Below are 20,497 nucleotides of genomic sequence, written 5' to 3' on the forward strand. Positions count from 1 at the left end.
CGAGATCATCGGAGTATCGGATAGTATTCTATATTCTCTAGAGTTTATTAGACAGTCCTGAGATAGCGCCCGAAGTGCGGGACGGTGAAGCCGATGCTCCCCCGCTCGGCCGAGTAGATGAGCCCCTTCTTGATCAGCCCGTCCCTGGCCGGGGAGAGCGAAGCGGGCTTGCGGCCGAGTTCCCTCGCCACCGCCGCGGTGGCCACCGGCCCGTCGTCGCCGGCCAGGTCGGCCATGGCCCGCATGTACTCGCGCTCGGCCGGGGTCGCCCGCTCGTAGCGGGAGCCGAAGAAGCCGACCGCGAGCTCCTCCTCGGCGGCCGGAGCGGCCACCTCGACGTCCTCGGCTCCGATCGGGCTGTGCGGCGCCTGATCCCAGGTCGCCTTGCCGTACGCCTGCACGAAATACGGGTAGCCGTCGGCCTTCTGGTAGAGCAGGTCGAGCGCGGCCGGGGTGAACTCCACGTCCTCGCGCTCGGCGGGGGCGATCAGCGCCTGATCCGCCGAGTCCCGGTCCAGCCGGTCGATGCGGTGGTAGCTGAAGAGCCGCTCGGAGTAGCTCTTCGAGGCGGAGAGCACCGCGGGCAGGTGCGGCAGCCCGGCGCCGACCACGATCAGCGGCGCGGCGTCCTGGCTCAGCTCGTGGCAGGCGCCGCAGATGGCGGAGATGTCCGCGGGGCCGAGATCCTGCATCTCGTCGATGAAGATCGCGATGCCGACGCCGATATCGCCCGCCAGCGCCGCGGCCTCGCCGAGCAGCTCGACCAGGTCGATCTCGATATCGCCGGAATCGGCGCGGCCGGTCACCGCGGGGACGTCGATCCCGGGCTGCCAGCGGTCCCGCATCCCCCGGTCCGCGGTCGCGCGCAGCGCGAAAGCCTTGAGGATGCCGAGGAAATCGTCGACCCGCTCCGGGTTCCGGTGCGAGGTGGCGATGGCGCGCACCGCCATGTGCAGTGCGGAGGAGAGCGGCCTGCGCAGCTCCTGGTCCGGCCGCGCCTCCAGCTTGCCGGTGCCCCAGCCCCTGGATACCGCGCCCGAGCGCAGCTGGTTCAGCAGCACGGTCTTGCCGACCCCGCGCAGCCCCGTGAGCACGACGCTGCGCTCCGGCCTGCCGCGCGCGATCCGCTCCAGCACGACGTCGAACGCGGTGAGCTGCTTGTCTCGGCCCGCGAGCTCGGGCGGGCGCTGCCCGGCTCCGGGCGCGTACGGGTTCCGCACGGGATCCATGACCCGACAGGTTAGTGCGTTGTCAGAGGAGTATGCGTGCTTCTATGCGTGGCGCTAGAGACCGCTATCGAGCCCGATCGAGCCGTATAACGGAGGGTCCGACACGCCGTGACCGCTCCGTGATATTGATCGGAATCGCCACAACCGCAGCTCCGCGCCGGTATTCGGAATATCGAGGTGAAGAGCCTGCTCTGTGGGGTGGACAACAGTGCGCGCGCGTCGTAATCTTCTCGTGACTTAGTGGAGTCTGTCGCTTCGTGAGGAAGGAGCGGCGCCGCTGGGTTACCGCTACAGCGGCTGTCGGGGCCCACTGGATTCCCGGCTTCGCCGCGCCGGGGCCACATCCCTCGGTAGGCGGTTGATGCGCATAGAGGGAGATTCAGCTCGGTGGGTAAACACAGCTTGCAGCGGGAGTCACGCGTTCCGGGTTCCGTCAAGGGCGCTCTGGTCCTTGGTGCGGTAGCCGCGACCGGTGCCATGCCCGCGGTTTCGGCCATGGCGGCCACCATCGATATCCCCGGCCTCGGCTCGTTCGACGTTCCGCAGGAGTTCGAAGCACCGGCCCAGCAACTGGAGCAGCAGCTGACCGCCGCGCTCGGTTCGCTGCCCGCGGCCCCGCAGGGTGCGCCCGCGCTCCCCGGCTTCGCCGCACCGGAGCTGCAGAACATGTTCGCCCCGCAGGTGCAGAACACCGCCGGTGATGTCGCGCTCGACGCCGCCAAGTCCAAGGTCGGCGCCTCCTACGTCTGGGGCGCCACCGGCCCGAGCAGCTTCGACTGCTCCGGCCTGGTGCAGTGGGCGTTCAAGCAGGCGGGCGTCGAACTGCCGCGCACCAGCTTCGAGCAGTCGCACGTCGGCGCCCCGGTGGCCTTCAACGATCTGCGCGCCGGTGACATCGTGATCACCAACGGCGGCGGTCACGTCGGCATCTACGCAGGCGACGGCAAGCTGCTGAACGCGGTGCAGTCCGGTACCCCGGTCTCCTACACCCACCTCTCCGCGGACGAGGTCGTCACCGCCCGCCGCGTGCTCTGACGATTGCCCCCTGAGCAGAGCGCACCAGCGCAGGCCCGGGTCGACTCCTGGACCTGGGCGGTGCGCCTGTTCAAAACCCGGTCGGCCGCCGCGGACGCATGCCGCGGCGGACACGTCCGGGTGAACGGCGCCCCCGCCAAACCCGCGCAGCAGGTGAAGCTCGGTGACGAAGTCCGGATCCGAGCCGCCGGGGTGGAACGCATCGTCGTCGTGGAACGCATCGTCACGAAGCGAGTCGGCCCGCCCATCGCCGCGCAGTGCCTGATCGACCGCAGCCCGCCTCCGCCGCCGAAGGAAGTTCTCGCTTCCCTGCCCCGGCGGGATCGGGGCAGCGGCAGGCCGACCAAACGCGAACGCCGCGAAACCGATCGGCTGCTCGGGCGCACCGAGGACTAGTGCGGCCGCAGCTCTCCCGCGGCGAAGCGGGCGCGACACTCCCCGCGTCGCACCTTCCCGCTCGACGTCCGCGGAATCTCCCCCGGCGGCACCAGTAGTACCGTGCTCGGCACCACCTCGTGGGTGCGGATGACGGCCGATCGGATCTTCCCCGCCACCTCGGTGTCGGCGTCCGGCGTCTCCGCCACGATCACCAGCGATTCGCGCGCGCCGTCGTCGTGGCCGAAGGCGGCCACCAGCCGGATCTCCGTGGCGGCCGCGGTCACCGTGTGCTCCAGATCGGCCGGGTGGTGGTTGCGGCCGTCCAGGATCACCAGGTCTTTGGCACGGCCGGTGACGTAGAGCTCGCCATTGTGCTCGAAGCCGAGATCGCCGGTGTGTAGCCAGTGCTCGCTGTCGGTTATGCAGACATTGGGGCCGGAGACGTGGATCTCCCCCACCGCACCCGGATTCGATGCTGTGCCGTGCTGCCGATCGACGATTCTGATGCGCTGCCCGGCCGGTGGGCCGCAGCCGACCAGCGTGACCGCGGGTTCGGTGCCCGCCGGTAGTGCGCGGCCGGTGGTCAGCGCTGCCCGGTCGAACTCGAGGACGGTCGGCTCGCGGTCCTGCGGGGTCAGGGTGACGGTGAGGGTGGCCTCGGCGAGGCCGTAGCCGGGGGCGTGTGCCCGGTGCCGGAAGCCGGCCGGGGCGAAGGTGTCGGTGAAGGTGCGCAGGGTTGCGGCGCGGACCGGTTCGGCGCCGTTGAGCACCGCGTCCATGGCGGTCAGATCCAGTTGCGTCACTTGACGTTCCGTCGTCGTCGCGGCGGTCAGTGCCAGGGCGAAATCCGGGGCGCCGGTCGTGCCCGCGCCGAAGTCGGAGCAGGCGCGCAGCCAGCGCACCGGCCGTTTGACGAAATCGACCGGGGCGAGAGTTATGCCTGGCACCCCCGACCAGATCGGAAGTGCGAGGGTCAGGACCAGCCCCATGTCGTGGAAGAAGGGGAGCCAGCCGACGATCGGTTTCGTCCCGGAAGCGGGAATGGCGGTGCGGAGTTGTTCCAGTGCGGCGGTGAGATTTCCGGCCTCGACGCGAATTCCGGTCGGGGTGCCTGTGGAGCCGGAGGTGTATTGGAGATATGCGGGAGCGTTGCCCGCCGGTAGCTCGGTACGCTCCACTGTCCGGCTCGGGTCGACGACGAGCACGTTTCCGGCCGGTGTGGCTGAGACTTCGTCGCCGGGGTCGATCAGGCCGAGCGTCGGTGTCGCGTCGGCGAATATGCCGGTCAGCCGCTCCGGGTGCCTGCCGACCGGGAACAGCGGGACGGCGATGCGATGTGCTGCCAGGCAGGCGAGGAAGGCAAGGACATAACCCATCCCGTGGCCGGTGAGCAGCGCGACTCGATCGCCGGGTGCCGTGCGGGCGCTTATTTCCCTGGCGAGCGAGGCCACGGCGGAGGACAGCTCCGCGTAGGTGAGCGTGTGCGGGATGTAGTCGGTGCCGTCCGGGCTGCCAGGGGCGGGGTAGCGCAGGGCGGTGTACGCGGGGGCGTCCGGACGCTCGCGGGCCCACCGGGCGAGCCTGCCGATGAGGTGCTCGGTCATCCGGGATCACCCCGGCCCAGCCGCTCCGCCAGCATGGCCGCCAGCGCGGCCACGGTCGGGTTGCCGAAGATCTCCGCAGTCGAAAGCCGCACTTCGAGGCGGGATTCCAGAACCCGGCGCAGCTCGATGCCGAGCAGCGAGGTCAGGCCGAGATCGTTGAAGTCGGCGGCCGGATCGACCTCGTCCGCGGGGCGGTCGATGGCCGCGGCCAGCGCCGCGCGCACGATGTGGGCCAGCGGGCGCGGCTGCACATCGACCCGGACCGGCTCGACCGGCGCCACCGATTCCGCGCCGCCGCCGAGGGTCTGGCTGAGCCGCCTGCCGACGGGGGAGTGGTCGCCGGACCCGGACCAGTCGAGGGCAAGCAGGTACGGCACCTCGTGCCGGAGCACCTCCGCGAAGAGCGCGGCACCGCGCTCCGGATCGAAGGCGCGGATCCCGGCCCGGCGCAGGTGGCTCGCGCCGCCGGCCGCCTCGGCCAGCCCCGACGACCAGACGCCCCAGCCGACGCTGGTCACCCGGCGGTCGCGCTGCGCGCTCGCCAGCGCGTCCATGGCGGAGTTCGCGGCCGCGTAGGCAGCCTGGCCCGGCGCGCCGAAGGCGCCGGTCGCGGAGGAGAAGAGCAGGACGAAGTCGGTCGGGTCGGTGGCGGTCAGCTCCAGCAGGTGGTTGGCGGCGGTGGCCTTCGCGGCGAGCATGCCGGTGAGTTGCTCCGGCGTCACATCCGAGAAGGCGGCGTCCTCCAGGCTGCCCGCCGCGTGGATGATTCCGCGCACCGTCGATCCCCACTCGCGGATGTCGCGCAGCGCGGCGGCCAGGTCGGCGCGGTCGGTGACGTCGCAGCGGACCACGACGATGCGGTCCTCCAGGCCGTCGAGCACCGCGGGCATGGGGCGCGGCGCCCTGGTCAGCACCACGACGTCGCGTGCGCCGTCGGCGAGCAGCCAGCGCACCGCCAGCGAACCGAGCGCGCCGAGCCCGCCGGTGACCACGTAGGTGCCGGTCGCGTCGATCGAGACCGGTGCGGCGGCCGCCGGGTCCGCGCGCACGAAGCGGCGCACCGACATGGTGCCCGCCACCCGGAGCTCGAGCGGAAGGGTGGGGTCGGTGACCGCGCGGACCAGGGCGTTGTCGGTGCCAGCTACCCGCCACACCAGCCGGACCCGCAGCGCGGACTCCAGCTGCAGGCTGCGCACCAGCCCCGCCAGCGCGGCCGCGGGGTGCAGGCCGGTCGTCGATGCCGCCGCTTCGCTGGGCAGCAGCACGGTCAGTGTGGCCGTCGCGGGTGCCGCCGTCACGTGCTGGAGGACGGCGAGGGTCCTGGTCAGGGCGGCGACGGTGGTGCTGTCCCGGTGCGGGTGCGTCGGCCAGACGAGGACGACGGCGAGCCGGGCCGCTGCGGTGCGGCCGGTGAGCACCGACTGGACCAGCGGGAGCGCGGCGTCGGGGTCGCGGGCGATCCGCTCGGTCGGCAGGGTGCGCTCCAGCGCGCGGGCCAGCAGCACGGCGTCCTCGGAGTCACCGATCACCAGCGCGCGCCGGATGTCCGGCGCGGAAGTGCCCGCTCCGGTCGTAGCCGCAGGTTCGCCCGCAGCGGCGGTCGCCGGGGAGGTGTCCGCGGGGGGCGAGCCCTGATCGGTCCCGGCCGAACCCTCCGGCAGCGGCACCCAGTGCTCGGTGCGCAGCACGTCGGCGCGGTGTGGCGCGGAGTGCACCGGGAGCTCCGGATCGGTGAACCGCACCCGCACCCCGAGCAGCGCGAGCATCGGAATCCCGTGCTGGTCGGTGGCGACCACATCGCCGACCAGCCCGGCCCCCGACCGCTCCCGGACCAGGGCGTGCGCCTCGCCGACCGTGCGCCCCGGTTCGGTGCTGAGCCAGGCGTTCTCGATCCCGATGGGCAGCGGCACCCGCCCCTCCGGCAGCCCGCCCGCCGCCGCGGCCAGCACGTGCAGACACCCGTCCAGGGTGGCGGAGCGGTGCGGGTCGGCGGCCTCCAGCTCGCCGATCGCTCGATCGCGCTGCACCGCGAGCCCGCGCAGCGGCCGGAAGGCCGGACCGTACTCCAGCCCGCGCTCGCGCAGTTCCGCGTAGAAGCGCGGCACCTGCACGGTGCGCATGCGCGGGCGGGCGGCGCGATTCGTATCGACCACCCGCATCCATGCGACGATATCCCCGGGCGTGGGGTCACCGGCGGACCGAGTCGAAGCCAGCGCCGAGGAACCCGTGACCCCCGCCCGCAGACCGGGCCCGCCCGCCTCCTCCCGGTAGGTGACGGCGGGCACGGCATCCGAGCGGGTGAGCTCGTGCACCGCGAAACCGCGCACCGCCGACGCCCCCGACCTGGCGCGGGCCGCGTGCAGCAGCCGCAGCAGCCAGTACACCGCCGGAATCAGCGGTACCCCCGCCACCACGTGATCGGTGGGGTCGTCGGCCGGGAAGGCCGCCTCGGTGAGCGCGGGCGGCGCGGGCACCAGCAGCGGAAAGCGGCGGCGCTGCCAGCGGCGGCGCGGCGGCGGCTCGGTGAGCGGGCCGAGCGCGGACCAGTCCGGCGCACGGCCGGCCACGTGCAGCGCGCCGAGGCACGCCAGCAGTGCCGCGACCTCGTCGTCGCGGTTCGCGGTGGCGTGCGCGCTGTCGGCGAACGCGGGGGTGTCGCGGATGGCGGGCAGCAGCACCGGGTGCGGGGCGATCTCCAGCGCGGTGCCGAACCCGTCCGCGCCCGCCCGCTCCAGCGCCGCACCGAGATGGACCGTGCCGAAGGCGTTCTCGGCCCAGTACCCGGCATCGGTGTCGGCGGTGCCGACGGTCTTGCCCGCCCGCGCGGTGGAGTACAGCGGGAGGCTGGGCACCAGGGGCTCGATCCCGGCCAGCGCCGCGCGCAGCTCCGGGAGCACCGGCGCCACCTGCGGGCTGTGCGCCGCGAAGCGCACCGCGACCGGGCGCGCGAACAGCCCGCGCCGCTTCGCCCGGCGCAGCAGGATGTCCACGTAGCGGCGGGATCCGGAGATCACCACCGAGCGCGGGCCGTTCACCGCGGCCACCGCCACCTCCGCCGCGACCGGCTCCACCAGCGTCTCCGCGACGGGCAGTTCGGCCTCCAGTACTGCCATGGCGCCGTGGCCGTCGAGCCTGCCGAGCAGGGCGCCGCGCGCCACCGCGACCAGTGCGGCATCGCCGAGCGCGAGTGCGCCCGCGGCCACCGCGGCCGCGACCTCGCCGAGGCTGTGTCCGGTGACCGCGTCCGGCCGGACGCCCCAGTGCGTGAGCAGCCGCAGCATGCCGATCTGGTAGACGAAGAGCGCCGGTTGCACGATGGCCGTGGCCTCGTCGGTCACGAAGCCGCCGTCCGGCGTCCAGACCGCCGGGCCGCCCGCCGCGACCACGGCATCGGTTGCTTCGGTGAGGCCGGTGGCGAAGGCGGGAAACCGGGTCGCGAGCGCATTGCCCATGCCCGCGAACTGGCCGCCCTGGCCGGAGAAGACGAACAGGACTCCGCCGGGTACCGGGGTGCCCGGCCCGAGAACGCCCGGCATCTCCCGGGATCGGGCGAGCGCGCGCAGCCGCTCGATCGCCGTCTCCGCGTCGGCGGCGAGCACCGCCGCGCGGACAGGTTCGGGCAGCCTGCGGGCCTCGGCCACTGCCAGTGCCGCGACCCGCGCGATGCCCGGCTGTGCCGTCGAGTCGCCCACGTCCGGCTGCGTCGTCGAGCCGCCCGCATCCGGCTGTGCCGTCGAGCCGCCCGCGCCCGGCTGTGCCGTCGAGCCGCCCGCGCCCGGCTGTGCCGTCGAGCCGCCCGCGCCCAGGTGCGCCGCCCAGCCGCTCGCATCCGGTTGCGCCGCCGTGCCGCCCGTATCCGGCTGTGCGGCCGAGCCGCCCGCGTCGGGCTGCGTCGCCGAGCCGCCCGAGTCCGGCTGCGCCGTCGAGCCCGCCCCTGGCGAGTCGGCACCCGCGCCGGGTGACTGCCCCGCTGCGAGTTCGTCGGCAACGGCGGCCGCCCGCTGCCGCACCTCCTCCGCATCCCGCCCGCTCAGCGGAATCAGCACCGGCCCGGCCGCATGCACCGGCTCGGTTTCGGCCACCCCGTGCAGCACGACGTGCGCGTTCGTCCCCCCGAACCCGAACGAACTCACCCCGGCCCACCGCTCACCCGGTGGCACGGCCGACCAATCCACCGCGCGCACGGCGGGCCGCAGCCCGTGCTCGGCCAGCCGCAGCAGCGGGTTCGGCGTGCGCACGTGCAGCGTCGGCGGGATCACCCCGTGCCGGACGGCGAGCGCCGTCTTGATCAGCCCGGTCACCCCCGCCGCCGCCTCCAGATGCCCGACGTTCGACTTCACCGACCCCAGCCAGACGGGCGCCCCGCCGAGGACCGCGGCCAGCGCCCCGACCTCCACCGCGTCGCCGAGCGGCGTCCCGGTGCCGTGACACTCCAGGTAGCGGGCCCGCCGCGGCTCCACCCCGGCCCGCAGCCACGCCGCCCGCACAACCTCCTGCTGCGCCTTCCCGCTCGGCGCGTAGAGCCCGTTGGAGCGCCCGTCCGAGCCGACCGCGCTGCCCGCGACCTCGGCGTAGATCCGCGCCCCCGACGCCACCGCGTCGGCGGTGCGCTGCAGCACGACGACCGCGCAGCCGTCGCTCCTCGTATATCCGTCGGCGGCCGCGTCGAACGGCTTGCACCGCCCGTCCGGCGCCAGGAAACCGCCGTCGGCCAGGTACTCCGACGTGTGCGGCAGCAGCACCAGGTTCACCCCGCCGACCACCGCGAACGGCACCTCCGGGTCGGCGAGCAGCCGCACCGCCAGGTCGACGGCGGCCAGCGAGGAGGAGCAGGCGCTGTCCAGCACCAGGCTCGGCCCGTGCAGGTCGAGCGCGTAGGAGATCCGGTTCGCGACGATGCTGAGCGCCGACCCGGTGACCGCGAACGGCGCATCGTGCCCGCCCGCGCCGAGCACCGCGATGCCGTGGTCGAAGGTGCAGGCCCCGAAGAGCACCGCGGCGCCGGAACCCGTTGCCCGGTGGCCGATCCCGGCGTCGTCCAGCGCCTCGGTGGTCACCTCCAGCGCGAGCCGCTGCTGCGGGTCCATCACCGCCGCCTCGCGGTCCGGGATGCCGAAGCGGGCATTGTCGAAGCGGTCGATGCCGCGCAGGTAGCCGCCGCGCCTGGTGAGCGGGCGGTCCGGCGGCGGCGCGCCGGTGGCGTCCAGCCCGGTGGACAGCAGCCGCCAGAAGTCAGCGGGGCCGTCCGCGCCGGGGAGGCGGCAGCCGATGCCGACGATCGAGATCGGGGTCATGCGGCGAGGTGCTCGACCAGTTGCTCGATGCTGGCGTGGTCGTACAGCGCGACGAGCGGAATCGCCACGCCGAGCGCGTCCTCCAGCACGCCGGTGAGCCGGGCCAGCTGGGTGGAGTTCAGCCCGAGGTCGGTGAAGGGCGCGGTGGTCGAGACCGGCCCCGCGTCGGCCGGGAGCAGATCGGTGATCGCCGCGACCGCCGCGGCCGTGAAGGCCGCCCGCCGTGCGGCCCTTCCCTCGGGTACCCCGGCGCGCATCGCGACCTCCCTCTGCCCGGCTCGCGGCCGGGAATCCCCCGACGATTATGCCCGAGGGAAGTAGCGAATGCGCTGCGCAGCTGGGTCTTTCAGAGCGTCGCCCGCAGACCGGGGCGGCGAAGGGTCAGCGCGCGGGCGGTGCGCGATCCGCGGTGCCGCGCAAGCGCGCGGCCGGACGCCATCCGCGCGGCCCCTGCGTCGCTACAGTGACCCCATGCCGGGAGACGACCGCACCGCGACGGTGCCGACCCTGCTGCGCTGCTGCGCCGCACTCGCCGCGACCCCGGGGCGGCTGCTCCGCCCCCGCAAACCGGACACCGCCCTGCTGGCCGGGCTGCGACTCGCCGACCCGCCGCCCGCGCGGGCGACCGTCGCGCTGACCGTGCTCACCCAGGCCACCATGCACGCCCCGACCACCATCGTCGCCGAGGGCACCCGCGAACTCGGCCGGATGACGCTGGTCATGGGCAGTTTCCTGGTCGAGCACCCGAAGGCGCGGTTCCTGATCGACCCGGCGCTCTGCTCCGGCGTGCACGAGCGGGTACTGCCCGAGCTGCCCTTCCCGGTGCCGCTGCTGGTCGCCCCGGAGAAGCCGGTGCTCGGCCTGGCCGACGCGCTGGCGGCGCGGGACGTGGCGGTGGACTCGATCGAGTTCGTGCTCCCCACCCACCTGCACTGGGACCACGTCTCCGGCCTGTTGGAGCTGCCCGAGCGGGTCCCGGTGCGGCTGCCCGCGGTGGAGCGGGACTGGGCGCTGGCCGGGCCGCGCGCCCCGATCGGCGTCGCTCGCGGCCCGCTGCGCGATCGCAGCACCGAACCCTTCGAGCTGGACGGCCCGCCGGTCTTCGGCTTCCCGCGCAGCCACGACCTCTTCGGCGACGGTGCGGTGCTCCTGCTCGACCTGAACGGCCACACCCCCGGCAGCGTCGGCGTGCTGCTCGCGGTGGACGACGGCAGCCGGGTGCTGCTCGCCGGCGATGCGGTCTGGAGCAAACTCCAGGTCGACACGCTGCGCGAGAAGGCCCCCATGCCCGGCCAGCTCTTCGACGCCGACCGCGACGCTACCTTCGCCACCATCCACCGCCTGCACGCACTCCCCGACGGCATCGAGCTCATCGCCAGCCACGACCACGCCGCCGTCACAGCCCGAGCAGCGCGAAATCCCCAGCGCTGACGCGCTGCCCGCACACCCCGCCCTTCGAACCCGCTCGGCTCGAACCCGCTCGGCTCGAACCCGCTCGGCTCGAACCCGCTCGGCTCGAACCCGCTCGGCTCGGTCGCGCTCGGCTCGGTCGCGCTCGGCGCGGACCCACTCGGCGCGGAACGTCGCGCCGCCGGGCGGCAGCCGATCGCGCGGTGCCGAGGAACTCGCGCGGGGTCCCGGGAAATGCGGGTACCGCGCAGGGGTAGTGGCTCGCCACCCCTGCGCGGCACCCAGGTCGCCACCGCTTTTCGCCGTTCGCGGCGGCGACGTCCTAGCAGGCGACGAGCCCGGCGAGCTGCCCGGTGATGAGCTCCTCCGCCTCGCGCACCATGCGCTCGACGAGCACCGCGCAGGTCGGGATGTCCTCGATCAGCCCCTGGGCCAGGCCGGTGGACCAGATGCCCGCGTCCAGGTCGCCCTCCTCGAACACCTTGCGGCCGCGCGCGCCGGAGACCAGCTCGCGCACGTCCTCGAAGGTGCCGCCCGCCTTCTCGATCTCGACGACCTTGCGGCTGATGGCGTTGTCCGCCACCCGCGCGGTGTTGCCGAGGGTGCGGAAGATGAGCTGGGTGTCGCGCTCGGAGTTGGCGACGATCTGCTCCTTGACCTGCTGCGCGATGGACGACTCGGCGGTGCAGAGGAAGCGGGTGCCCATGTTCACCCCGTCGGCGCCGAGCGCGAGCGCGGCGACCAGCCCGCGGGCGTCCGCGATACCGCCGGAGGCGATCACCGGGATGTCCAGCACCCTTGTCGCGGCCGGGATCAGGATCAGCCCGGGGACGTCGTCCTCACCGGGGTGCCCGGCACACTCGAAGCCGTCGATGCTGACGCCGTCGACGCCGATCTTCTGCGCCTTCAGCGCGTGCCGGACGCTGGTGCACTTGTGCAGCACCTTCACCCCGGCCTCGCGGTAGGCGGGCAGGAAGGGCTCGGGGTTGCTCCCCGCGGTCTCGACGATCTTGATGCCGCTCTCGATGATCGCCCGCGCGTATTCCTCGTACGGCGGCGGGTTGATCGAGGGCAGGATGGTGAGGTTGACGCCGAACGGCCTGTCCGTGAGCTCCCGCGTCCGCTCGATCTCCTTGCGCAGGTCGTCGGGGGTGGGCTGGGTCAGCGCGGTGATGAAGCCGAGGCCGCCCGCGTTCGCGACGGCCGCGACGAGCTCGGCCCGGCCGACCCACATCATGCCGCCCTGCACGATCGGGTGTTCCACGCCGAATGTCTCGGTGAACCTGGTCCGCAGCATTGCGCTCTCTCCTCGTGTTCGCGCGGGCGTGCCGGAATTCGCCCGGACCCGACGATCGTGACACGTCGATCCACCCGCCTACAACCCACAAGTGAGCCGAGATTCGCAAACCTGTTCCTTGATCGTCCAGGATTGGCGCCCGGAAGTAGCGGAAAAACGGCAGTTCCACATCGTTGCTGAGAGAAATCACCCGGATTCGTCTCCTGAACGAGGATTCCCATAGCGATCTGTTGCCGTGCGCAAAAGTTAGTTGATATTCTGGCCCGGAAATCTGCCGCCAGTGGTGTGGGTCACTCAGGGCCCGGCCGGGTGGCGGTTCGAGAGGAGTTCGTGGGATGACCACAGGTGCACAGGCGCTGGACGAGCCGATCCGCTCGCGTCGCAACCACTGGAACAACCAGCTCGCGACGCACGCGCAGATGCGGCCGGACGCGGTGGCGCTCCGGTTCAAGGGCGCCGACACCACGTGGCGGCAGCTGCACGAGCGCTCGGGCAAGTTCGCGGACGCGCTCGCCCGCCGCGGCGTCGGCTTCGGCGACCGGGTGCTCATCCTGGCGCTGAACTACCCCGAGTACCTGGAGGCGGTGTTCGGCATCAACGCGCTCGGCGCCATCGCGGTGCCGGTGAACTTCCGGCTCACCCCGCCCGAGGTCGCCTACATCGTGAGCGACAGCGGCGCCAAGGCCGTCGTCACCGACAGCGTGCTGCAGCCGCTCGCCGTCGCGGTGCGCGCGCAGGCGCCGGGGCTGGAGTCGGTGTTCGTGATCAACGGCGCCTCCGGCGACGGCGTGATCGGCTTCGACGACGCGCTCGCGGAGGGGGGCGAGGCGCACGTCGCGCGGGACATCCCCGAGGACACCCCCTCGCTGATCATGTACACCTCGGGCACCACCGGCAGCCCGAAGGGCGCGGTGCTCTCCTACGCGAACATGAACGCGCAGGCGCTGACCTGTATCCGCGCGCTCTCCTCGACCCCGGACACGGTCGGCTTCTGCACCTCGCCGCTGTTCCACATCGCCGGCCTCGGCAGCCTCGCGCCCGCCTTCCTGCTCGGCTCGAAGACCGTGCTGCACCCGCTCGGCGCCTTCGACCCGGTCGAGTTCCTGGACGCGGTCGAGGCCGAGGGCGCGACCACCGCGTTCTGCGTCCCCGCGCAGTGGCAGGCGATCTGCGCGGTGCCGGGCGTCAAGGACCGCAAGGCCGCGCTCGAGGTGCTGAGCTGGGGTGCGGCCCCCGCCTCGAACAGCGTGCTCGAGGCGATGGCGGAGTGCTTCCCGAACGCCTCCAACGTCGCGGTCTTCGGGCAGACCGAGATGTCGCCGATCACCTGCGTGCTGGAGGGGAAGGACGCGCTGCGCAAGCTCGGGTCGGTGGGCAAGCCCATCCCGACCATCCAGACCCGCGTGGTCGACGACGAGCTGAACGACGTCGCCCCCGGCGAGGTCGGCGAGATCGTCTACCGCGGCCCGACCCTGATGTCCGGCTACTGGAACAAGCCCGAGGCCACCGCGGACGCCTTCGCCGGCGGCTGGTTCCACTCCGGTGACCTGGTGAAGCAGGACGAGGAGGGCTTCGTCTGGGTGGTCGACCGCAAGAAGGACATGATCATCTCGGGCGGCGAGAACATCTACTGCGCCGAGGTGGAGAACGTGCTCTTCGCGCACCCGAAGATCCGCGAGGCCGCGGTGATCGGGCGCACGCACGAGAAGTGGGGCGAGGTGCCGGTCGCGGTGGTCGCGCTGCACGACGCGGATGCCGAGCTCACGCTGGCGGAGCTGGAGCCGTTCCTGAACGAGAGCCTGGCGCGGTACAAGCACCCGAAGGACCTGGTCGTGGTCGCGGAGCTGCCGCGCAATGCCAGCGGCAAGGTCGTGAAGGTGCAGTTGCGGAAAGACTTCTCGTCCTGATCTTGTTCGGAGTGCCCGCCGGAATCCGGCGGGCACCCGGCAGGCCGATCGTGGAACAATCGGGGGCGGCCCGTCGCACGCGCGGGGGGCCGACGGCGATCGGCAGGTTGAAAAGGAATGACAGAGGCGGGGGAGCGCTGGTTCGGCGAGTATCGGCTCGACCGGGAAGTCGGTCGAGGCGGGATGGGCCGGGTCTGGAAGGCCTGGCACGCACCGACCGAGCGGTTTGTCGCGCTCAAGCTCCTCCCCGCCGCTGCCGCCGACGACGAGGAGTACCGCCGCCGCTTCGAGCGGGAGGCGCGGGTCGCGGCCCGGCTCAGCGACCCGCACGTCGTCGCCATCCACTCCTTCGGCCGGGTCGGCGACCAGCTCTACATCGACATGGCGCTGATCGACGGTGACGATCTCGCCGCGCTGCTCATCGACGGTGGGCGGATCGCGCCGGAGCGGGCGGTGCACCTGCTCGGCCAGGTCGCCTCGGCGGTGGACGCCGCGCACGCCGCCGGCCTCGTGCACCGCGACATCAAGCCGGGCAATGTGCTGGTCAGCCGCAACGACTTCGCCTACCTCATCGACTTCGGCATCGCCAGGCCGCGGGACGGCACCGTCCTCACCACCGGCAGCGTCGCCATCGGCACCATCGCCTACATGGCGCCGGAGCGCTTCGACGGCGAGGCGACGGCGCGCAGCGACATCTACTCGCTCGGCTGCGTGCTGGTCGAATGTCTCACCGGGCGCAGGGCGTTTCCCGGGGACAGCCACGCCGAGCAGATCAACGCGCACCTCAACCACGCACCGCCGCGGCCGAGCACGCTCATCGCCGACGTGCCGCCCGCGCTGGATCGGGTGATCGCGAAGGCGCTGGCCAAGCGGCCGGAGGAGCGGTTCGGCAGTGCCGGGGAGTTCGCGCTGGCCGCCTGGGGCGCGCTGGAGGAGGCGGCGGATTTCGTCTCCGAGCCGGTCGCTGTGCCGGTGTCGGTTTCACCCTCGCCGGTGTCGGCGGAGTCCGGGGCCGAGCGGTTGGTGGTGCGCGGGGTCGCGACGCCGGTGCTCGGGGCGGGGGACGAGACGGAGTCGCCCGCGCGCGCGTCGAAGCTCGAGGTCGGTGGCGCGAAAACGCCCGCGCTCCCGGCCGCCGGCAGTGACTCTGCCGAATCCGCACCGATAGCCGTCGATTCCGCCGTCGCGGAGACGCCCGGACTCGCGAATGAGCCGGTGCAGCCGACGGCGGGAGCCGACGGCGCCTCGAGCCCCGCCGCCGAGGAGGCGTCCGCGCTAGCGGACGATGTGCCGCCCCCCGCCCTGCCTGCGGACGGTGCGCCACCACTCGCCCTGCCTGCGGACGATGTGCCACCCCCCGCCCCGCCTGCGGACGATGTGTCGCCCCCCGCCGTGCCTGCGGACGGTGATGCGAGTTCCCCTGCCGCGAAGGTGGTACCGCCCGCTGTCGTGGACGCAGCCGACCCCTTCGCGAAGCCGCCGGAGGCTGCCGCGGAAGCGGCGGACTCGCAGCCGCGGTCGGAGCCGCCGATCGCGGGTGAGCCGGCCACCGTTCTGCCCGAACCCGATTCGGCGCCGCCCGTCGGGCGTGGCCGGGTGACCCTGCGCGACCCGATCCTCATCGCACCGAAACCGGCACGGCCGAAAGCGCTTCCGGTCCGGGCGGCAGCCGCGGTGCTCGGCGTGCTCGGCGCCGGTGTGCTGACCACGACCCTCCTGCTCGCCGCTCCGGGCGGTCCGAGTGAAGAGGCGGGCACCGCGCCGACCTCGGTGATCGGCCCGGCCAGCACCTCGCCCGGTCAGCAACCGCCCGGCGTAGCCGCGCCGCCCGCCGACCCGGCGCCGAGCTCGGGCGCACCGGTCGCGGTGGAGGTGCCCGGCGCCCGCACCGAACCCGTGCTCGCCCCGCCGCCCGCGGGTGAGGTGCCCGCACCGGCACCGCCGGTCGACGTCGCCCGCCCGCCCCTGCCGTCGGTGCCGGTCGGCGCGCCGATCACCAGCGTGCCGGAGCCGACGCAACCGACCACCGTCCCGCCGCCGACGACGACGGTCCCGGTCACCACTCCGCAGCCGACAACGGAGCCGCCGACGACGACGCCGTCGACCACCACCCCCGCCACCACAACGGCGACCGAGCCGACCTCGACCTCCACCCAGCCGAGCCTCCCCACCCAGCCCGCCGCGGCCCCCATCGAGCCCGCCCTCGGCCCGGTCACCGAGCCCGGCGGACCCGCTCCCACCCAGCCCGCGGCCGCTCCGATCGAGCCGACCTCCGGTCCGGTTTCCACCACCGCACCCGAAACGCCCGTCCGGGCGGAAACCCGGTGAACGCAACCCGCTGGTTCGGCGACTACCGCCTCGACTCCGTGATCGGCCGCGGCGGAATGGGCCAGGTCTGGCGCGCCTTCCACCAGCCGACCCAGCGCTTCATCGCGCTCAAGGTGCTGCCCGCCGAACTCGCGGACGACGAGGAGTTCCGCCGCCGCTTCGAGCGGGAGGCGCGGGTGGCGGCGCGGCTGCACAATCCGCACCTGGTGGCGATCCACTCGTTCGGCCGGGTCGGCGACCAGCTCTACATCGATATGGCGCTGGTCGATGGCGTGGACGTGAGCGCCCTGCTGCGCGAGCGCGGCCCGATGCCGCCGGTGCGCGCGGTGGAGCTGCTGGCGCAGATCGGCGCCGCGGTGGACGGCGCGCACGCGGCGGGGCTGGTGCACCGCGACATCAAGCCCGGCAATATCCTCATCGACCGCACCGGCTTCGCCTACCTGATCGATTTCGGCATCGCCAAGCCGGACGACGAAACCGGGCTGACCAGCACCGGCGCCTCGCTCGGCACGATCGCGTACATGGCGCCGGAGCGGTTCGAGGGCGTCGCGGGCCCGCCCGCCGACATCTACGCGCTCGGCTGCGTGCTGGCCGAGTGCATTCTGGGCGGCAAGATCTTCGCGGGCGAGAGCGTCGCCGAGCAGATCTTCGGCCACCTCTACAAACCTCCGCCGCGGATCGGCGAGCTGCGCCCCGGCGTCCCGCCCGCCCTCGACGACGTCCTGGCCCGCGCCCTCGCCAAGGACCCGGCCGAACGCTTCGGCACCGCCACCGAATTCGTCGATGCCGCGCGCCGGGCGCTCACCGATCCGGCCGCCTGGAACCACGGCACCGCCGCGACCGTCGCCCCCGCCACCGTCAACTGGTCGACCGGCAGCGAGCACCGGATCGCCACCACCCTGCCGCCCTCCGGCCACGCCGACCCCGCACCCCGAACCCCGCCCGCGGGCCACGACCAGCGCAACGCCGCCACCGCCTACCGCACGGCCCCGCCACCGGCCGGTTTCGACCACGGCACCGCCCGGGGCGTCCCCGGCCCGGCACCCCGGAGAACCGGCCGCCGCAACGCCCTCCTCGCCGTGACCGCGATCCTGCTGGTCTTCGCGATCGCCGCCGGTGTCACCCTCGCCCTCCGCAACGGCGGCTCCGTCGGCGACGTCACCGTGACGACCGAAACGACGACCGAGGAGACCACCGCCCCCACCGAGGACGACCCGACCGAGACCACCGACCCGACCGGCTCGATCCCCGCCCTCCCCGACCGCTTCGCGGGCACCTGGAAGGGCCGCGTCACCGACGGCCTCGCCGCTCTCGACATCGAGCTGACCCTGCGCTCGGGCCAGGTCGGCGAGGAGGTCGGCGAGGCGAGCAATACCGGCGTGATCTTCAGCCAGACCTGCGAGCGCGCCGAAACGCTGCTGGCCGCGAGCGAGACCGAGGTGTCGCTGCGCGCCCGGCTCACCGGCGGCCCCGCCGACTGCACCGACGACGGCAGCGTCTCGACGCTCACCGCCAACCCCGACGGCAGCATCGGCTACAGCTTCCCCGGCCCCCTCGGCACCACGCTGAAGGGAACCCTGAAACCCGCCTAGATCTTGTTCTGCGCGCTCAGCCGCCGCATGATCGGCCACCCGCAGAACACCGGCAACCAGCAGGTCAGCACCCGGTAGAGCAGCACCGACGGCACCGCGACCTCGGCGGGCAACCCGAACGCCGCGAGCCCGCCGATCAGCGCCGCCTCCACCGCTCCGACCCCGCCCGGTGTCGGCGCCGCCGAGGCCAGCGTGCCGCCGATCATGGTCACGATGGTGACGGTGATGAAGGTCGTGCCACCGCCGAACGCCTGCACCGAGGCCCACAGCGCCCCGGCCTGGCCGAGCGTGATGGCCCCGCAGCCGAGCACGATGAGCACCGAGCGCTTCGGGTCGCGGGCGAGCGCGACCAGCTCGCCGAGCACCTCCTGCAGCTGCGGCCGCACCGAGTCGTTGAGCCAGCCGCGCAGTTTCGGCACGAAGGTGAAGGTGCCGATGATCCCGACGCCGACCCCGGCGATCAGGTAGAGCACGGTGGCGTCCGGCACGAAGTGCGACAGGTCGGCGGAGGTCCCGGCCGCCACGCTGAAGAACAGCAGCAGGGTGATGTGCGTCAGCACCTGCACCGCCTGCTGCAGCGCGACGGCGGCGGTGGCGCGCACCGCCCCGAGCCCGCCCTTCTGCAGGTACCGCACGCTCAGCGCGAGCCCGCCGATCCGGGCCGGGGTGGTCGTCGCGGCGAAGGTGTTCGCGATCTGCATGACGATCAGCCCCCACAGGCTGATCCCGCGCGAGGCGCAGGCCCAGAGCGCCACCGCGGCGCCGACGTAGGTGAGCGAGGAGATGCCGAGCCCGAGCAGCGCCCACCACCAGTTGGCGGTGCGCAGCTGGGTGAAGAAGGTCGGCACCGCGCTGATGAAGGGGTAGGCCACGTAGACCAGCCCGACCAGCAGCACCAGCTGGATGATCTGGTTGCGGCTGAACCGGGTGATCTGCTCGGCCTCGATCCGGTCCTGCCCGGTCTGCTTGCGCACCTCGGAGCGCGCCTCGCCGAGCCGGTCGCTCCAGTCCGGCACCGAGCGCCGCATGCCGGGGGGCAGCGCGAACTTGGTGAGCCGGCGGGAGGCGTCGAGCACCGCAGGCTCGCCGAGCGCCTCGATGGCCGTGCGCACCGCGGGCTCCCTGCCGAAGAGCGAGGTGGTGGTCACCAGCAGCTGCGCGATGTCGGACTGCAGCTGGGTGTCGCTGGCGCCGTACTCGGCGCTGGCGAAGCCGCCGAACAGCACCACCCCGTCGCGCACCCGGATCTCGCTCGGCCGCAGGTCGCCGTGGGCGATCTGGTGCTCGCGCAGGGTGCCGAGCGCCGCCCAGACCGCGGGCAGGATCTCGGCGCCGGACTCGGCGAGCGGCCTGCCGTGCGGCACCGAGTGCGCGTACAGCGACCAGCCGCGGGCCAGCCCGCTCACCGCGATCGGCTCGTGCGCGGCCACCCCGGCGTCGCGCACCGCCAGCGCGAGCAGCCCGCGGTGCTCGACCGCGCGGTGCATGGAGCCGTACGGCGACGGCGTCTCGCTGCTGCGGAAGGTGAGCCTGCGCCAGAGCTGGCGCAGCGCGCTGTGGCTGCGCTGGTTCTTGCCGTAGAGGTCGACGATCAGCTCGCGCTCGGCGCCGTCCACCGCGGCGGCCAGCACCAGCGGTCCCGGCCCGGCCGGGCGGAGCACGGTGAACGCGGTGACCGTTCGCCCGCGCCCGGCCAGCAGCCGCACCGCGGCATCCAGCGGAACCTCCAGCGCGGGCGTGCCGACCGCGAGCACGATCACCGCGCCGACCAGCCACCCCACCGCCAGCCCGAACATGGCGCGAGCGGGCACGACGGTGCTCACCACCAGGTGGATCGGGGCGAAGGCGAGCAGCAGGAACCACATGAAGCGGCGGACCCGGGTCGGCAGCCACGGGCTGGAGACGGTGAGCACCGCGGCCGCGCCCGCGATCCAGCGCGGGTCGTCCAGGAACTGGGAGAGGAAGGTGTCGAGGCGGTCCGGTACCTGCAGGTGCCACTGCGGCGCGGAGAGCCCGGTGCCGGTGATGGAGAGCAGCAGCCCGGCCACCAGCCCGGCCGCCGCGTACCCGGCCATCAGCTTCCACTGTCGCCGCCAGACCAGCTCGATCAGGATGGCGAAGGGCAGGATCAGGATGGCGACGCCGTAGCAGAGGTAGACCAGATTGGACTGGGCCGGATTCAGGAAGCCGATGATGTTGGAGACCGAGCGCTCCAGCGCCAGCCACTCCGGCCGGGTGATCACCGAGCCGACCACCACCACCCCGACGCCGAGCGCCGCGAGCACCACGCGAATGATATCGCTGGTCCGCCTGATCAGCGGCGGCAGCAGGCTGCCGGTGACCGGAATTTCCCGCCCGTCGACTCGCATGGCGTATCGGTACTTTCGGATCGTCTCTCGGGACGCGGGGCCGCGTGCTCCCAG

12 protein-coding genes are annotated in these 20,497 nt (G+C 73.2%); 6 read left to right on the forward strand and 6 right to left on the reverse strand.

Going from position 1 to position 20,497, the window contains the following annotated elements; translation table 11 throughout:
• Positions 1-47: 47 nt before the first annotated feature.
• Positions 48-1,229: an AAA family ATPase gene (locus tag ACFUJ1_RS28160; RefSeq protein ID WP_378650251.1), complete on the reverse strand. Its 1,182-nt coding sequence runs from the start codon at positions 1,227-1,229 to the stop codon at positions 48-50.
• A 477-nt stretch (positions 1,230-1,706) separates the two neighbouring features.
• On the opposite strand from ACFUJ1_RS28160, the gene ACFUJ1_RS28165 reads away from it, so the two are divergent.
• Complete coding sequence (locus ACFUJ1_RS28165) at positions 1,707-2,264, forward strand: C40 family peptidase (protein WP_378650253.1); 558 nt, start codon at positions 1,707-1,709, stop codon at positions 2,262-2,264.
• A gap of 3 nt (positions 2,265-2,267) precedes the next feature.
• The gene (locus ACFUJ1_RS28170; RefSeq protein WP_378650255.1) at positions 2,268-2,660 is read left to right on the forward strand and encodes an RNA-binding S4 domain-containing protein; all 393 of its coding nucleotides are present in this window, start codon (positions 2,268-2,270) and stop codon (positions 2,658-2,660) included.
• Here ACFUJ1_RS28170 and ACFUJ1_RS28175 read toward each other — a convergent pair.
• Genes ACFUJ1_RS28175 through ACFUJ1_RS28185 form a run of 3 tightly spaced genes read right to left on the reverse strand, consistent with a single transcriptional unit; the run spans position 2,657 to position 9,797 of the window.
• On the reverse strand, positions 2,657-4,246 hold the full coding sequence (locus ACFUJ1_RS28175; protein ID WP_378650257.1) for a fatty acyl-AMP ligase: 1,590 nt from the start codon (positions 4,244-4,246) through the stop codon (positions 2,657-2,659). The two genes, ACFUJ1_RS28170 and ACFUJ1_RS28175, sit on opposite strands and share 4 nt — an antisense overlap.
• Positions 4,243-9,540 (reverse strand): SDR family NAD(P)-dependent oxidoreductase, encoded by a 5,298-nt coding sequence (locus ACFUJ1_RS28180; protein WP_378650259.1) that lies wholly within the window; start codon positions 9,538-9,540, stop codon positions 4,243-4,245. The genes ACFUJ1_RS28175 and ACFUJ1_RS28180 overlap by 4 nt, the downstream gene beginning before the upstream one ends.
• A complete protein-coding gene (locus tag ACFUJ1_RS28185; protein WP_378650261.1) occupies positions 9,537-9,797 on the reverse strand; it encodes an acyl carrier protein in 261 nt (86 codons plus the stop codon). The genes ACFUJ1_RS28180 and ACFUJ1_RS28185 overlap by 4 nt, the downstream gene beginning before the upstream one ends.
• A gap of 214 nt (positions 9,798-10,011) precedes the next feature.
• Between ACFUJ1_RS28185 and ACFUJ1_RS28190 the strand changes: the two genes are divergently transcribed.
• Positions 10,012-10,971 (forward strand): MBL fold metallo-hydrolase, encoded by a 960-nt coding sequence (locus tag ACFUJ1_RS28190; RefSeq protein ID WP_378650263.1) that lies wholly within the window; start codon positions 10,012-10,014, stop codon positions 10,969-10,971.
• 301 nt (positions 10,972-11,272) lie between these two features.
• Here ACFUJ1_RS28190 and ACFUJ1_RS28195 read toward each other — a convergent pair whose 3' ends face one another.
• Entirely contained in the window at positions 11,273-12,247 is a 975-nt protein-coding gene (locus tag ACFUJ1_RS28195) for an NAD(P)H-dependent flavin oxidoreductase (protein ID WP_378650265.1), read from the reverse strand.
• A 335-nt stretch (positions 12,248-12,582) separates the two neighbouring features.
• On the opposite strand from ACFUJ1_RS28195, the gene fadD5 reads away from it, so the two are divergent.
• The 3 genes from fadD5 to ACFUJ1_RS28210 all read left to right on the forward strand — a co-directional run bounded on the left by fadD5 (position 12,583) and on the right by ACFUJ1_RS28210 (position 18,074).
• Positions 12,583-14,154 (forward strand): fatty-acid--CoA ligase FadD5, encoded by a 1,572-nt coding sequence (gene fadD5, locus ACFUJ1_RS28200; protein ID WP_378650267.1) that lies wholly within the window; start codon positions 12,583-12,585, stop codon positions 14,152-14,154.
• A 117-nt stretch (positions 14,155-14,271) separates the two neighbouring features.
• Positions 14,272-16,482 carry a protein kinase gene (locus tag ACFUJ1_RS28205; RefSeq protein WP_378650269.1) on the forward strand — a complete coding sequence of 737 codons (2,211 nt, stop codon included), beginning with the start codon at positions 14,272-14,274 and terminating at the stop codon, positions 16,480-16,482.
• The gene (locus tag ACFUJ1_RS28210) at positions 16,479-18,074 is read left to right on the forward strand and encodes a protein kinase (RefSeq protein WP_378650271.1); all 1,596 of its coding nucleotides are present in this window, start codon (positions 16,479-16,481) and stop codon (positions 18,072-18,074) included. Before ACFUJ1_RS28205 ends, ACFUJ1_RS28210 begins: the two co-directional genes overlap by 4 nt.
• Here ACFUJ1_RS28210 and ACFUJ1_RS28215 read toward each other — a convergent pair.
• Complete coding sequence (locus tag ACFUJ1_RS28215) at positions 18,071-20,443, reverse strand: lysylphosphatidylglycerol synthase domain-containing protein (protein WP_378650273.1); 2,373 nt, start codon at positions 20,441-20,443, stop codon at positions 18,071-18,073. The two genes, ACFUJ1_RS28210 and ACFUJ1_RS28215, sit on opposite strands and share 4 nt — an antisense overlap.
• Between the last annotated feature and the right edge of the window lie 54 nt (positions 20,444-20,497).

It is taken from the genome of Nocardia sp. NPDC057227 (genome assembly GCF_042669725.1).
In the GTDB taxonomy this organism is placed as follows: domain Bacteria; phylum Actinomycetota; class Actinomycetes; order Mycobacteriales; family Mycobacteriaceae; genus Nocardia; species Nocardia asteroides_A.